The organism is Heliorestis acidaminivorans (assembly GCF_008933955.1).
Taxonomy (GTDB): domain Bacteria; phylum Bacillota; class Desulfitobacteriia; order Heliobacteriales; family Heliobacteriaceae; genus Heliorestis; species Heliorestis acidaminivorans.
Genome location: NZ_WBXO01000001.1, coordinates 70,545 through 85,490 on the forward strand (window position 1 = coordinate 70,545; position 14,946 = coordinate 85,490).

Sequence of the window (14,946 nt, forward strand, 5' to 3'; positions counted from 1 at the left end):
TTAATTAGATTCCAAGCAGATTCATAAAGGATAGAAAGTAAAAAATGGACAATATTTTGCTGTTAAGCCCTTTAATTATCTTCCTAGCCTTGCTCATCGACTTGCTCATAGGTGATCCGCGCTGGTTACCTCACCCTGTTGTAGCTATTGGCAAGATGATCTCTTGGCTTGAAAAAAAACTATATCCACAGCGAGAACAGAAGCAACAAGCTTTGTACTGGCGAGGAGCTTTGCTTTCTCTTCTCGTTGTGACTACTACAACCTTACTTACAGTAGCTTTACTATATAGCACCATATCCCTTACAGAGTGGCTCTATACCATTGTAGCCGCTATCCTACTTGGCATAGCTTTGGCAGCACGAACTCTGGCCGGAGCGGCCTTAGAGATTAAAGAGCTATTAGAACAAGGTAATCTAGTGCAAGCTCGTCTAAAGCTATCTTATATAGTGGGACGAGACACAGAAAATCTAGATGAAAGTGAAATTGTACGGGCTACCGTAGAAACGGTGGCAGAAAACACGGTAGATGGCATTACAAGTCCACTATTCTACGCCTTTCTTTTTGGCTTACCCGGTGCCTATGCTTACAAGGCCATAAACACCTTAGATTCCATGATCGGTTATCGTAACGAACGTTATCTTTGGTTTGGTCGGTTTGCCGCTAAGTTTGATGATCTGGCCAACTATGTACCAGCTCGACTAACAGGCTTTTCTATGATTCTTGGTGCTACCATCCTAGGCCATCCTTGGAAAGCAATGATGAAGACATGGCGCCATGATGCCTCTGCCCATCCTAGTCCTAATAGTGGCATTTCTGAATCGGTCATGGCTGGTGCGCTAGGTATTCAATTAGGTGGGTTGAACTATTATGGTGGCCATCCTTCTATGCGGGCTACCATGGGAGAAGCTCATCAACCTTTGCGTGCCCACCATATAGGACAAGCTGTTAAGATAATGACAGTTACAACGATTATTTTTTCCTTTTTCGGCATGTGTATTTTATATGGAATAGGAAAGTGGTTCCTATGATACCCTCTGCAATGATCGCCGGTACCCATAGCGGTGTAGGCAAAACAACTTTAACAATGGGTCTATTAACAGCCTTCTGTCAAAGAGGAAAAATAGTTCAGAGCTTTAAATGCGGCCCTGACTACATTGATCCTACCTTTTACCGATGGATTACTGGTAGGAGTTGTTCCAACTTAGATAGTTGGCTTATGGATAGGCCTACGATTGAGCGCTTATACAAGCGTGCTCTAGAAGGGGCAGATCTGGCCCTTCTAGAAGGCGTCATGGGACTTTATGATGGAGCGGCTGGAGAAAAACCTGGCGGAGCAGGTAGTTCAGCATCTTTGGCCAAAATGCTTCAAGTACCTATTATCTTAGTCGTAGATGGCTCTTCTGCCGCCCAAAGTGTGGCCGCCACCGTCTATGGCTTTGCTAAGCTAATGCCAGATATAAAGATACTTGGTATAATTGTTAACCGTGTCGGCTCTGAACGCCATGGCCTGATGATCCAGAAAGCTATTGAAGAAAGTTGTTGCTTACCTGTATTTGGATGGCTATTGAAAAACAGTATAGAAGCGATTCCAGAACGTCACCTAGGACTCGTTTCCGCTGTAAGAGATGATGAGGCTCTACAAGAATATTGCACCCAACTAGCCCAGGTGATAGAGAATCAAATAGATATTGACCAAATCATTAGCTTGCTCAGTAAATCAACGAAAAAATCCACCTTAAGAACATTAGAAATAGAAGAAAAAGAGAAGCTAGAAATACTAGAGAAAATTCCTGTAGCCATTGCTAGAGATGAGGCTTTTCACTTTTATTATGAAGACGCTTTACGAGATCTGAGCGACCGAGGAATTGAGTGGATTCCATTTAAACCTGTTGCAGGTGAAACCTTTCCAGCACATGTAAAAGGAGTGTATCTTGGAGGCGGTTATCCGGAGCTCTATTTAGAAGAACTAACGAAGAATCAGCAATTCATAAAAGACTTACGCTCTGCTTATCAAAATGGAATGCCGATTTATGGAGAATGTGGCGGTTATATGTTCCTAAGCCGTTCAATTGAAGATAGCAAGCAAAAAGAATATAGCTTAACAGGTCTAGTGCCTGCAAAATGTAAAATGCAGAAAAGGCGTCAAGCCTTAGGTTATGTGACAGCCCAGGCTACAACCGATAATTTGCTTGCCCATCAAGGGGATTTATTACGTGGTCACGAGTTTCATTACTCGAGTCTTAACTATGACCCTGCAGAATTACAAAAAAGCGCATTTAGAATAACTAAGACTTTTTTGCCTGGTCAAGAACCTCTAGTTCGTCAAGTTGGTTATGTTGAAAAAGCGCTAACAGCTTCTTATGTTCACTTTCATCTTTCAGCCTATCCGACTGCAATGGATCGCTTAGTTTCCTTTTTTGCAGGGCAAAAAATATAATTCTTAGGATAACGAAAAGATTTTATGGAAAGATTTGAGGAGGAATTCACAGATGTCCCTTACAGAAATTATCGGCAAGATTAAACCTATCGATCAAGAGATCTTAGATGCGACACAAGAGCATCTTAATTCATTAACGAAACCACTAGGAAGTCTTGGTGTTCTTGAAGATATTGGCAAGCAAGTAGCCGCTATTTATGGAGTCTTTAAGCCAGAGCTAACGAAGAAAAAAGTAGTTATCATGGCAGGCGATCATGGTGTGGCTGAAGAAGATGTAAGTTGTTTTCCTCAGGAAGTAACATACCAAATGGTTCGCAACTTTATAAACGGTGGTGCTGGTATAAACGTACTAGCTCGCCATGCAGGTGCAGAAATTGTTTGTGTTGACATAGGTGTAAAAGTAGATATGCATGATTTACCAGACCTAGTTAATAAGAAGGTAGCTTATGGTACTCAAAATATGACCAAAGGTCCTGCAATGACGCGATCAGAAGCAGAACAAGCTATTATGGTTGGGGTAGAAATTGTAAAAGATCTAGTTGAAAAAGAAGGCATTACCCTGGTAGCACCTGGTGATATGGGTATTGCCAATACCACCTCTTCCTCAGCAATTATCGCTGCTCTTAGCGGTCTGTCTGTAGATAAAGTGGTAGGTCGTGGAAGTGGAATTGATAATGAGCGATTAAAAATAAAAATCAAGGCTATAGAAAAAGCACTTACTGTAAACAAACCAGATAAGCAAGACGGTCTTGATATACTGGCCAAAGTAGGCGGCTTGGAGATAGCAGGTATGACTGGCGTTATTCTTGGTGCGGCAGCCTATCGCATTCCTGTGATCATTGATGGATTTAATTCCACAGCGGCGGCCTTAATTGCGGCAACTATTGCGCCTTTGTCACGCCAATACATGATAGGCTCTCACCTTTCGGCTGAGCCAGGACACAAATATATGTTAGCCTATTTAGAACTACAGCCTATGTTAACGATGAATCTTCGCCTTGGAGAAGCGACAGGCTCGGCACTAGTAATGTCGATGGTTGATGCGGCTATAAAAATCTTAAGAGAAATGGCTACTTTTGAAGAAGCCGGTGTGGCCAGTGGAAATAGCTAACAGGTGATTGCTTTGGTACAGCGTTTTTTTATGGCTTTATCTTTCTTTACACGATTGCCAGTACCTTCTATTGCCTTCAATGAGCAAGAATTCGGTAAATCACTGGTCTATATACCTTTAGTAGGCTTAATTCTTGGCTTAATTTTAGCTGTAACTGCTTTTTTCTTATCCTACCTAGCTCCTTTCACCTTACTAATACCTCTTTTGATAGCTTTTCAAGTTTATCTCACAGGCGCTTTAAACCTTGACGGGTTCATGGATACTTTTGATGGAATTTTTTCAGGGAGAAAAGCAGAGCAAATTCTTGAGATCATGCGCGACTCTCGCGTTGGAGCTCATGCTGTTATCTCTGTTACACTGTTATTTCTCTTGAAAATAGGAGCTTTCGCATCTTTCTATCCTTTAGAAATAACAAGTAATGGTGCTTTTATGGGAGCTTGGAATTATCTAAATGGTTTTTATGGCTCCCTAGAAGCTTTCATTCTTACCTTATTATGGCTTCCCATGATGGGAAGGTGGGCTATCACTTTTGCTTTATACCATTTTCCCTATGCGCGTCCTGAGGGATTAGCTTCACTATTCCACCGTCATCGACCAAAAAAACCTGTTGCCAAAACAACAGCTTTTACGGCCTTCGTTATGATGGTAACAGCTGGCTTTATGGGCCTTTTCATACTACTACTTACAGCTCTTTTTGTTTACTTTTGGGCTCGACAGCTTACAAGTTTGCTTGGCGGGCTCACTGGCGATATTTATGGTGCTATCTGTGAAACTGTTGAAGTTTTCGCCTTAATTCTATTAGTTCTATGCTTACAATGGCCCTTTTGGGAGGTGCTCTCATGAAAGGTTGGGCGCAGGTACCAGGAACGTGCGGTGAGCTTGCTCAAGGAATCCTAGGCAAGCAAGCCTTACATATTACCTGTCCCATTGATTGCTGGGTCTCGGCAGAAGTATCTCTAGAGCCTGGGCAAGGTAATATCGATGGTTTGCAAGACCGTAGTAAAACTAGGAGAGCTCTGGAGAAATTACTAGATCAGTGGCAACTTAGAAATCATTATGATGTGCAGATAAATCTCCACAATCCCTTACCAAAAGGTAAAGGCATGGCCTCTAGTACGGCTGATCTTTGTGCAACTTTGTACGCTTTAGCCCAGGCTTGTCAACGCACATTAACTACCCAAGAACTAAGTAACTTGATCTTAGCTATAGAACCTTCTGATGGTCTATTTTTGCCTGGAATTTCTATTTTTGATCATCGTAGTGGTTCTAAAGCTGAGACGATTACTAGTAAAATTCCTGCTATTGATCTGCTAATTTACGATATGGGTGGGGAAGTTGATACAGTTATTTTCAACAGTCAAGAAGAACTAATAGAACTTAACATAGCGAAAGTAGGACAGGTTCAACAGGCTTTTGACTTATTAGTTTCAGGTTTACAATCAGGAGAGAGAAAAAAAATTGGCCAAGGAGCAACTATAAGTGCCTTGGCCAATCAAAATATTCTACCGAAAGTAAATTTAGAAATTATTGCTGAAGAGACAACTGCTTTAGGTGCGCTTGGTGTTGCTATTGCTCATAGCGGTACTACATTAGGTATACTAGTAGAAAGAGAGCAAAGAGAAAAGCAGGAAAAGCTTTGGCAGTGGATGAATGAGCAAAGCCAAGCATACACCTATCTTGGTCACTATAGACTTGTTGGCGGTGGTCCTCGTTATCAACAGAGCTGATTGATCGAGCTAGGGGGAGGAGAAGAGACCTTTTTATGTTTAAGCAAGATGAACGGAACAACTATGCTCATGGTGGCGATGTATGGTCTTATGCTTATGATGTACTTGACTTTAGTGCCAATATTAATAACCAAGGTCTTTCAAAGCAAGCCCGACAGGCGATGGTAGAGCAGATCGATCAAGTTATTCACTATCCCGATCCTCATTGTCGGCAACTCTTAGGTTCTTTAAGTAATTACCTTGATATACCTTCTAGTGCCATTTTATGTGGCAATGGAGCAGTTGATTTACTCGATCACTGGGTACGTTATTGGCAATTGCAAAAGGTATTGCTTTGTGAGCCTGCTTTTGGCCAATATCATCGTGCAATCAGAGCTCAAGGTGCTCAACTGCATAGCTATTATTTAGATGAGAGTAGGGGCTTTATTTTTAGTGTGGAACAATGGCTCAAGGAACTAGAACAATCTGGTTGTGACGGTGCCATACTATGTTCTCCACACAACCCCCTAGGTTGGACCTTTAGTAGAGATACTCTTAATCAAGTTATTCAAGCCTGTGAAGCGAGAAAGATTCATCTTCTGATTGATGAGTCTTTTATTGATTTTTTGCCTGTTCAGGAAGCTAATAGTGCTGTAACCCATGCTGTTAAGAGTAACTATGTAGGAGTACTATATTCCTTGACAAAATTCTTCTCCATTCCAGGACTTCGCCTGGGTACATTAATAGCTGAACCTTCCATAATAGAGCAATTAAAAAGCCATCGAGATCCCTGGTCTGTTAATCATTTAGCACAAGTTTCTGCTGTTGCCGCATTGCAAGATAGGGAATATCAAGAAAAAACAAAAGCTCTTTTACCAGAGCAACGAGGCTATTTGCAGGAAGCACTGCTTTCCTTACCAAGCTTTGAACCTCTACCGTCAGCAGTTAACTTTATGCTTGTTAACATAGAGAAAAGTGGCTACAGTTCCACATGGTGGACTGAAAAATTAGCTCAGAGAAATATATTAGTAAGGAATTGTAATAGCTTTGCGCTATTAGGAGAACGTTATCTGCGTATCGCAGTTCGCAAAAAAGAAGAGACAGAAATATTGCTAGGAGCCTTCGAGTCCATATCAAAGGAGGAGACTTAGTATTGACGAAAATTTTTTTAATTCGCCACGGTGAAACTGAGTGGAACTATAATCGAAGATACCAAGGACATAGTGATGTAGCCTTAAGTGAAAAAGGACGCTATCAAGCTCAACAATTGAAAAATCGATTAGCTCATGAAAAAATTGATGTACTCTATGCTAGTGATTTAGGTCGTGCTGTAGAGACAGCAAAGATTATTGCTCAGGAAAAAGATAAAGAAGTATCCTTAGATTGTCGTTTTCGTGAATGTCATTTTGGGGATTGGGAGGGCATGACTTTTCAAGAAATCGAAGAAGCTTATCCCAATGAGATAAAGTTATGGACAACAAAACCAGGGCAACTACTTATTCCAGGAGGCGAAAGCTTTGCTACCTTGCAAAAGCGAGCCTACAAAGCTTTATTAGAAGTAGTCAAAAAACATCAAGGAGAAAATATTGCCATTGTAGCTCATGGTGGAACTATTCGCTCTTTGCTCTGCGCAATCCTTGACCTAGACTTAGATCGCGCTTGGCAATTCAAGCAAGACAATACAGCTTTAAACATTATTTCATTTCACGGTGAAAGTGCCATCATAGAAACAGTCAATGATTGTACTCACTTGTTAGCAAGGGCTTTCCCTAACTGTGAAAACAAGGTAGAATAGAGCTATAAAGGATAGGTCTGGGGGAATTACCATGCCAGCACGAATGCATAGAGCCAAAGCGACTACATGGCAACGATTAAGAGTCCTTTTTAATCTACCTCGTTCTTCTCGTCTGATCATGGCTTTGTTGCGAGATGGAAGAGTCCCCGTCGTTAACAAAGCCCTTTTATTAGGGTTAGGTACGGCTTATTTTTTGTGGCCCCTTGATGTGGTGCCAGATATGGTTCCTTTTTTTGGTCATATAGATGATCTAACAGTTGTGCTTTTTTTAGTGGATCGCTTTCTTGCTTCCGCACCCTCTTATGTAGTTCGAGAGTATATGGAGAGGATAGACTAATTGGGAGCACCCTATTCGAGGTGACTCCCTTTTTTGTTGCCGTATTTAGTAAGATTGTGCTACAATTAGGGATAATACTTTTGGCGAAGCTTTATTCTATGAAAGGAGAGGTTTTTTTTGCACGAACGTTTTACTACCTCTGAAGGACTTACATTTGATGACGTACTTCTCATTCCAGCTAAATCGGAAATTCTTCCTAGAGAGGTTACTGTTGTGACCCAACTAACGAGAAAAATCCGTTTGAATGTTCCTATTATGTCTGCAGGTATGGATACAGTTACCGATTCTAAAATGGCCATTGCCATGGCTCGGGAAGGTGGCATTGGCGTTATTCATAAGAATATGACGATTGAAGAGCAAGCTCATGAAGTAGATCGAGTTAAGCGATCTGAGCATGGAATTATTACTGATCCTATTTTTTTATCAAGGGATCACAAAATCGGTGATGCACTAGCTATCATGGAACGGTATCACATATCAGGCGTACCGATTGCAGATGACAAGGGTAAACTTGTAGGGATTATTACCAACAGGGATTTGCGTTTTGAGACGGACTTTTCTCGAAGCATTGATGAAGTAATGACGCAGGAGAATTTAATTACCGCGCCTGTAGGGACCTCTCTTGATGAAGCTAAAGAAATTTTGGGCCGTTACAAAGTAGAAAAACTACCCATAGTTGACGATGAGGGCTACTTGCGTGGTCTTGTAACAATCAAAGATATTGAAAAAGCTCGTCAATATCCTAACTCTACTAAGGATCATCGTGGACGTCTTTGTGTTTGTGCCGCTGTTGGTGTAACTGGTGATACTATGGAGCGCGTAAAAGCTCTAATAGATGCTGGTGTAGATGCTATAGTCGTAGACACTGCCCATGGCCATTCTCGTGGCGTTTTACAAACAGTACAACAAATTAAAAACACTTATCCTGAAGTTGATGTGATCGCAGGTAATGTAGCAACTTACGAAGGAACTAGAGATTTAATTGAAGCTGGTGCAGACTGTGTAAAAGTAGGTATAGGACCAGGCTCAATTTGTACAACTCGTGTTGTTGCCGGAATTGGAGTTCCTCAGATCACAGCAATTTATGAAAGTGCCAGAGCGGCAAGAGAAAAAGGTGTTCCAATTATTGCTGATGGTGGCATTAAGTTTTCTGGTGATATTACAAAAGCAATCGCCGCAGGTGCTAACGTAGTCATGATTGGTAGCTTGCTAGCAGGTACAGAGGAAAGCCCTGGAGATATTGAAATATATCAAGGTCGTAGTTTTAAAGTTTATCGTGGCATGGGTTCTTTAGGAGCCATGAAGGAAGGATCAAAAGATCGTTACTTCCAGGATAACGAGAAAAAGTTAGTGCCAGAAGGCATTGAAGGACGAGTTCCTTATAAAGGGCCTGTATCAGATACTCTTTTCCAGATGATCGGCGGTTTGAGAGCTGGCATGGGTTATTGTGGTTGTCGTGATCTAGATGAACTAATGACTAAAACTAAGTTTATTCGTATTACTTCAGCTGGATTGAGAGAAAGTCATCCACATGATGTAACAATCACCAAAGAAGCTCCCAACTACAGCCTCTAACCAAAGTATAATCTAAAGTAGCATAATAGGTGGTGGCCATAATGGGTAGCTATGTCTTAGCGGGAAGTGAATATTTTAGCACAGACCCTAGAGAAGGCGTTCTAGCCGAATCCCTAAAAAAAATACAAGGTTGTAAAGGAACTTTTTATCTAAAAGTTGGACAACATACAAATATCTTAAAAGGCTCTTGCAGGGTAAAAGATATTTTACGTCGTGAAGAACGAATTGAAGAAGGCCACTTGACGATTGAACAAGTGGCTTTTCACCTAATGCCTGATGACTGTAATTCTTTATCTTGGGAAATCCTTTTTCCTATAAGCCAATTTGTTTCCTACGAAGAATATGGTCGCTATAAGGTTTATAGCTTTAGCACTTATTCTTGGATGTGGGAAGAGCATGAATGAAATTAAGCTGGTTGCCCTAGAAGCATTAAACAAATATTTTACTTAAAACTTAAGGATATAATAAAAATAATTAGTAAAATCATCTTAGGATGATCTTACTAATTATATGGAAAAATGTTACAATGATGGAGATGAAATACGTACAGAGAAAGCTATTTTCTTTGTTATGCAATATATATCTCGTTCAACTAAAGGAGAAGTTATGAACAATTCTCAAGAACCAAATCAAACTAATAAAGAACAAAGCCTTCAGAAAAAAGGGTATCGTCCTCGTCGAAGTAAAGCAAAGGTACCTCAGAGAAATCGCAATATTGGTAATGGCTATAGCAATGGTAAGCCAACAGTTTCATTTATTCCTTTAGGTGGCGTTGGAGAAGTTGGTAAGAATATGTCTGTTATCGAATACGGTGATGATATAATTGTAATCGATGCAGGCGTAAAATTTCCTGGAGAAGAACTACTGGGAATAGATCTAGTTATACCTGATATTAGCTATCTTGTGCAAAGAGTAGATAAGATCCGTGGTATTTTTCTTACTCATGGTCATGAAGACCATATTGGCGCTCTGCCTTTTGTGCTTAAGCAAATTCAAGTACCAGTTTACGGAACAAAGCTTACACTTGGTCTCGTTAAAAATAAACTAACAGAGCATGGTCTTATTCGAGAAGCACAACTACATGAAATTACAGCAGATGATGTAGTTAACGCTGGACCCTTTCAAGTAGAATTTTTTCGTGTAAATCATTCAATTCCCGATGGTATTGGTATAGCAATTCGTACTCCTGTTGGTTTGATTGTTCATTCCGGTGACTTTAAACTTGATCAAACACCAGTAGATGATAAAGTCTTAGAGTTTAACAAACTGGCTCGTTATGGCGATGAAGGTGTTATGCTATTTATTTGTGACTCTACTAATGTGGAAAGACAAGGTTATACACCTTCTGAACGCACCGTTGGCGATACCTTTAGAGCAGTTTTTGCTAAGACTGATAGTCGCATAATTATCGCTACTTTTGCTTCTAATGTCCATCGCATTCAACAAGTCATCAATACAGCAGCTGAATTTAACCGTAAAGTAGCAGTTGTTGGACGCAGTATGGTTACTGTAGTTGACGTATCCCAACAGTTGGGCTATTTATCGATTCCCAAAGGAATGCTTATTGAACTAGAAGAAGTAGATAAACTACCTGATCATCAGGTTACAATTATTACAACAGGGTCACAAGGTGAGCCTATGGCCGCGTTAACTCGCATGGCTACTAATAATCATCGTCAAATTGCTATTCGTCAGGGCGATACAGTTGTTATTTCAGCAACACCTATTCCTGGCAATGAGAAGTTAGTGTCAAGAACCATTGATAATCTCTTCCGTATTGGTGCTGACGTAGTTTACAAAGAAGTAGCTAATGTACACGTCTCAGGTCACGCGGCACAGCAAGAAATAAAGCTAATGCTTAATTTTCTAAGACCTCGTTATGTAATTCCCTTTCACGGAGAATATCGCCATCAGGCAACTTTTGCCAAACTAGCGCAAACTATGGGTATTCCTGATGAGAGATGTATTCGTTGTAATATAGGAGAACGTGTTGAACTTAACATGGAAAATGCTATGATTACAGGAACTGTCGATTCAGGTAGTATCATGGTTGATGGAATTGGTGTTGGTGATGTCGGTAATATCGTATTGCGTGATCGTCATCATTTGGCTCATGATGGTGTTGTAATTGCTGTAGTAACCATTAACAAAGAAGACGGAACCATCTTAGCTGGCCCCGATCTAGTATCTCGTGGCTTCGTATTTGTCAGAGAAGCAGGCGATCTACTAGGGGAAGCAAAAAGTCGTGTTCGTGATGCCTTGAATCAAAAAACAGGTAAAACAACAGAATGGTCTATTCTAAAGAATTTGATACGCGATACTCTTAATGAGTATTTTTATCAAAAAACAAAGCGCCGCCCCATCGTATTGCCTATCATTATGGAAATATAGATGGAGATTTAGACAAAAGCAAGAGCAGGGGGACATTACAAATTGTAATACCCCCTTTTATTTTGCCATAAATCCTTGGCGCTCCTGACTTTATTTTTGACGTCTATTATTGAAGAAGATCGAGAGCTACCAAGGAGTGACAGAAAGATGAAAGCATTATGTCAACGTATTATAGCCTTACCCTACTTTGAACACTTTATTGTAGTACTAATTGCTATTAATAGTATTATCTTAGGCTTAGAAACATCTACCTTTCTAACTACTAGTTATGATTCATGGTTTTTACTTGCTCACCAATTGATCTTAGCTGTCTTTATTCTTGAAGCGATTATTAAGATCACAGCAGTAGCACCACAATGGAAAAAATATTTTGGTGATGGTTGGAATCTTTTTGACTTTTCAATTATTATCCTTTCTTTGATACCAGCTACAGGTCAGTTTGCTATGATTGCACGTCTTGTGCGCTTGCTCCGCATCTTACGTCTAGTATCAGCTATTCCAGAACTTCGACTCATAGTTAGTACATTAATACGTTCCATTCCTAGCATGGGTCATGTCTTAATCTTATCGGGAATCTTATTCTACATATATGGAATCTTAGGATATCATCTCTTCCATAAACACGATCCAGAGCTTTGGGGATCTTTTGGTCTATCCTTACTAACACTTTTTCGCGTAATTACTTTAGAAGACTGGACAGACGTTATGTATGTAGCCATGGATCTTAATCCTTACTCTTGGATCTATTTCGTATCTTTTGTTGTCTTAGGAACTTTTGTAGTCATCAACCTATTTATTGCTATAGTGCTAAATAATTTGCAAGATGCGAAAGTAGACGAGCAAGATGCAGAAAAGCAGGCCTTAGCCACATCTGTAGAAGCGATTCATGCAGAAGTAGCCGTGGCAAAAGAAGAAGATTTACAAGTTGCTCAGCTACTAGATCAAATCAAAGTTACCCAGCAAAAGTTAATAGATTTACAAAGCCAATTAGAGAAAAAACTAAAAGAATAATACAATTTCTAGACTGCCTCACTAGAGGCGGTTTTTTTTATTTTCACCCTCTAATTTCATTTTTCATATATTACCTTAGACCTATGAGGGGGTGAAGATTTTCGTTCTTGGCATTTTAGTTCACCCTACATCTAAGCCGACAGGCTTTCAAGGAAATGGACTTTTTTTTCGTCAATTAGCTGATGAAGGCGCTAAGCTGGGTATAGCTATTTTCGTTTTCTCTCCTATCCATGTCTATTGGAAACAGAAGGTCCTAGAGGGTTATCTCTACGATCTAGCTAACAACAAATGGCGATGGAGAAAGATACCTTTCCCTAAAGTAGTCTATGATCGATACTTCAATCTTGGGAAAGGATGGAGAGCCGCTCTCTATTGTCGTCGTAATTTTGGCAAAAAAGGCGTTAGCATATTTAATCCTGTAGTTGCAGATAAATTTAAAATTCATTGTCAGTTAAACAAAGATCAGGAGATTGCTTTACACATACCAGAAACTTATCTTTTTAAAGGTGTAGAAAGCGAACAGCGTCAATTGCTTAATCTATGGGATAAGGCATACTTGAAACCTGTATTAGGAACAAAAGGTGAAGGTATCATTCGCATCAGTCACAATGGAAAAAATGGAAAAATATATATAGAAGAGGCCAGAAAAAGTAGGGGTAACTGGGCTAGTGGAAGAAAGGCCATTATTTTCCTACAAAGCCTTACAAAAAACAAAAAGTATATTATCCAAAAAGCAATTGAACCACTGCGTTGGAACGATAAGATTTTTGATCTTCGAGTGCTAGTACAAAGAGGTGGAGAAGGCAATTGGCAAATTACAGGTATGGCGGCACGTCAAGCTTCTAATGGCATAACTTGTAATCTTCACACTGGTGCTTCAGCAATTTCTTTAGATAGCTTATGGGATGACAAGGTAATTACAATAACCCAAGAAGAGATCGAAAAGCTTTCGCTAAAAATTGCCCAAAGATTAACAGCTCATTACCCTTCTCTAGGCGAACTAGGCCTTGATTTTCTTGTTGATCAAGATAATAAATTGTGGTTTTTAGAAGCCAATGCACGGCCTGGTCGAATCATCTTTCAAAAAATTGGCGATGAAGAAAAACGGTTGATGGCAGTGCGTCGCCCTCTGGAGTATGCTAAATATCTTGCATCTCAAAAGAAAAGCCAGGTGAAATAAATGGAAACGATTACCTTGACAACTCGAGAAGTAATGCGCTATGGCCTACAAGAAGGTGCCTTCGTTCCTGTTCGTGCTGGCGTAATAGAAGCAGTCGCTAGAATTATTGTGCGTTCAAAAGTACAACCTTCATCAACTGCTTCTAAAGACTTATTAAAAAAACTACAGTGGCCCTCCGGTGTGCCTTATAAAATTGCCTTCTCTTCTCGAGAAGGAGCATTGCTCTTAGGACCTTTGATTGGTATCCTTGCTAATCGCAAAAAAGGAAAAAAATACTCTTGGTCTGCGCACTTAAAGGAAACACAAAGGCATGCTCGTCGCCTGGGCATAACAGCACCAGTTTTCGCCGTTCAAGACATCTCTTGGGAAGAAAAGACAGTAGAAGCTGTATACCTTCAATCAGGCACTTGGGTACGCAAAATTTTTCCTCTACCTAAAGTACTTTATAACCGTATTCTCAAAAGAAGTATGGAGAATCATCCTGAGGTTGTTGAAGGCAAAGAAAAATTCGAGAAGCTAGGTGTAACTTTATTTAATCCTTGCTATCTCGATAAATGGGAGACTCACAAGCATTTAATGGAAAATGAAGAAGCTAAAGCTATCTTACCAGAAACAATATTAATCAATGAGCCTGAAGAGATCTGGCCTTTGTTGACAAAATATCGCTTAATCTACCTCAAGCCTATTCATGGTACTCATGGATATGGTATCTATCGCATTGGAATTCGTTCTACAGGAGGATACTACTTCCAATCACGCAACAAAAGTAACTTCGGACCTGTACTTTCTAAAGAAACCATAGAAGTAAAAGTAAAAAGATTACTAGATAAGGCCAAATACGTAGCCCAACAAGGATTAAGATTAGCAACTGTAAGAAGAGCTCCCTTTGACATTCGCCTTCTCGTTCAAAAAGATGGAAAAAGTAATTGGCAGATCACAAAAGCTTTTGGCCGTGTAGCCGCACCAGGTCGCTTTACCTCAAACTTAAGCCAAGGTGGCACTGCTATGGGAATACGCAACACTTTAGCCGCCTCTACAGCAGGCAGAAAGAGAAAGCGAACTTTGTTAATCAAAGAAATGAGACGTTGGGGTATCAAGCTACCACTACTACTAGAAGAAGGCTCGGGAAAAAACTTTGGTGAACTAGGGTTAGACTTAGCTGTCGATCGAAATGGAAAAGTATGGCTTCTAGAAATCAACTCTAAACCACGGAAGCGACTTTCTACAGAAGAAGGTGATCCCGAGCAAGTGCGCTTGTCTTTGGAACGACCGCTCGTCTACGGACGACTTTTAGATGGCTTCTAAGAACTCGAAAGGGGATTATTACGTTGAATACGCCAGATATAGGAATTTTAGCCTGGGGTAGAAAATCAACCAACAAGCCCTTCGGCAGGTGGTCCTAT

Annotated in this window: 14 protein-coding genes; all 14 read left to right on the plus strand. The window is 40.3% G+C overall.

The window, feature by feature from the left end; genetic code table 11:
* Window positions 1-44: 44 nt before the first annotated feature.
* The 14 genes from cbiB (at window position 45) to F9B85_RS00415 (ending at window position 14,848) form a co-directional block, all read left to right on the plus strand.
* Window positions 45-1,028, plus strand: coding sequence for an adenosylcobinamide-phosphate synthase CbiB (gene cbiB, locus F9B85_RS00350; protein ID WP_151617635.1), 984 nt, complete (start codon window positions 45-47; stop codon window positions 1,026-1,028).
* The gene (locus F9B85_RS00355) at window positions 1,025-2,437 is read left to right on the plus strand and encodes a cobyrinic acid a,c-diamide synthase CobB (protein ID WP_151617636.1); all 1,413 of its coding nucleotides are present in this window, start codon (window positions 1,025-1,027) and stop codon (window positions 2,435-2,437) included. The genes cbiB and F9B85_RS00355 overlap by 4 nt, the downstream gene beginning before the upstream one ends.
* Window positions 2,438-2,489: 52 nt before the next feature.
* Window positions 2,490-3,548 carry a nicotinate-nucleotide--dimethylbenzimidazole phosphoribosyltransferase gene (cobT, locus tag F9B85_RS00360; protein ID WP_151617637.1) on the plus strand — a complete coding sequence of 353 codons (1,059 nt, stop codon included), beginning with the start codon at window positions 2,490-2,492 and terminating at the stop codon, window positions 3,546-3,548.
* Window positions 3,549-3,560: 12 nt separating this feature from the next.
* Entirely contained in the window at window positions 3,561-4,391 is an 831-nt protein-coding gene (locus tag F9B85_RS00365) for an adenosylcobinamide-GDP ribazoletransferase (RefSeq protein WP_151617638.1), read from the plus strand.
* The gene (locus F9B85_RS00370) at window positions 4,388-5,275 is read left to right on the plus strand and encodes a GHMP family kinase ATP-binding protein (RefSeq protein WP_170270053.1); all 888 of its coding nucleotides are present in this window, start codon (window positions 4,388-4,390) and stop codon (window positions 5,273-5,275) included. Before F9B85_RS00365 ends, F9B85_RS00370 begins: the two co-directional genes overlap by 4 nt.
* 35 nt (window positions 5,276-5,310) lie before the next feature.
* Window positions 5,311-6,405 (plus strand): pyridoxal phosphate-dependent aminotransferase, encoded by a 1,095-nt coding sequence (locus F9B85_RS00375; protein ID WP_151617640.1) that lies wholly within the window; start codon window positions 5,311-5,313, stop codon window positions 6,403-6,405.
* A gap of 2 nt (window positions 6,406-6,407) precedes the next feature.
* Window positions 6,408-7,049 carry an alpha-ribazole phosphatase gene (gene cobC / locus F9B85_RS00380; RefSeq protein ID WP_151617641.1) on the plus strand — a complete coding sequence of 214 codons (642 nt, stop codon included), beginning with the start codon at window positions 6,408-6,410 and terminating at the stop codon, window positions 7,047-7,049.
* Between the two features lie 31 nt (window positions 7,050-7,080).
* On the plus strand, window positions 7,081-7,386 hold the full coding sequence (locus F9B85_RS00385; protein ID WP_151617642.1) for a YkvA family protein: 306 nt from the start codon (window positions 7,081-7,083) through the stop codon (window positions 7,384-7,386).
* Window positions 7,387-7,503: 117 nt separating this feature from the next.
* The gene (gene guaB, locus F9B85_RS00390; protein ID WP_151617643.1) at window positions 7,504-8,961 is read left to right on the plus strand and encodes an IMP dehydrogenase; all 1,458 of its coding nucleotides are present in this window, start codon (window positions 7,504-7,506) and stop codon (window positions 8,959-8,961) included.
* 41 nt (window positions 8,962-9,002) lie between these two features.
* Window positions 9,003-9,365 carry a hypothetical protein gene (locus tag F9B85_RS00395; protein ID WP_151617644.1) on the plus strand — a complete coding sequence of 121 codons (363 nt, stop codon included), beginning with the start codon at window positions 9,003-9,005 and terminating at the stop codon, window positions 9,363-9,365.
* Between the two features lie 106 nt (window positions 9,366-9,471).
* Window positions 9,472-11,352, plus strand: a complete 1,881-nt coding sequence (locus F9B85_RS00400; protein WP_243138016.1) for a ribonuclease J — start codon at window positions 9,472-9,474, stop codon at window positions 11,350-11,352.
* 147 nt (window positions 11,353-11,499) lie between these two features.
* On the plus strand, window positions 11,500-12,363 hold the full coding sequence (locus F9B85_RS00405; protein ID WP_151617645.1) for an ion transporter: 864 nt from the start codon (window positions 11,500-11,502) through the stop codon (window positions 12,361-12,363).
* Between the two features lie 91 nt (window positions 12,364-12,454).
* The gene (locus F9B85_RS00410; protein ID WP_151617646.1) at window positions 12,455-13,543 is read left to right on the plus strand and encodes a YheC/YheD family endospore coat-associated protein; all 1,089 of its coding nucleotides are present in this window, start codon (window positions 12,455-12,457) and stop codon (window positions 13,541-13,543) included.
* Window positions 13,544-14,848, plus strand: a complete 1,305-nt coding sequence (locus F9B85_RS00415; protein ID WP_151617647.1) for a YheC/YheD family endospore coat-associated protein — start codon at window positions 13,544-13,546, stop codon at window positions 14,846-14,848.
* Window positions 14,849-14,946 lie beyond the last annotated feature (98 nt).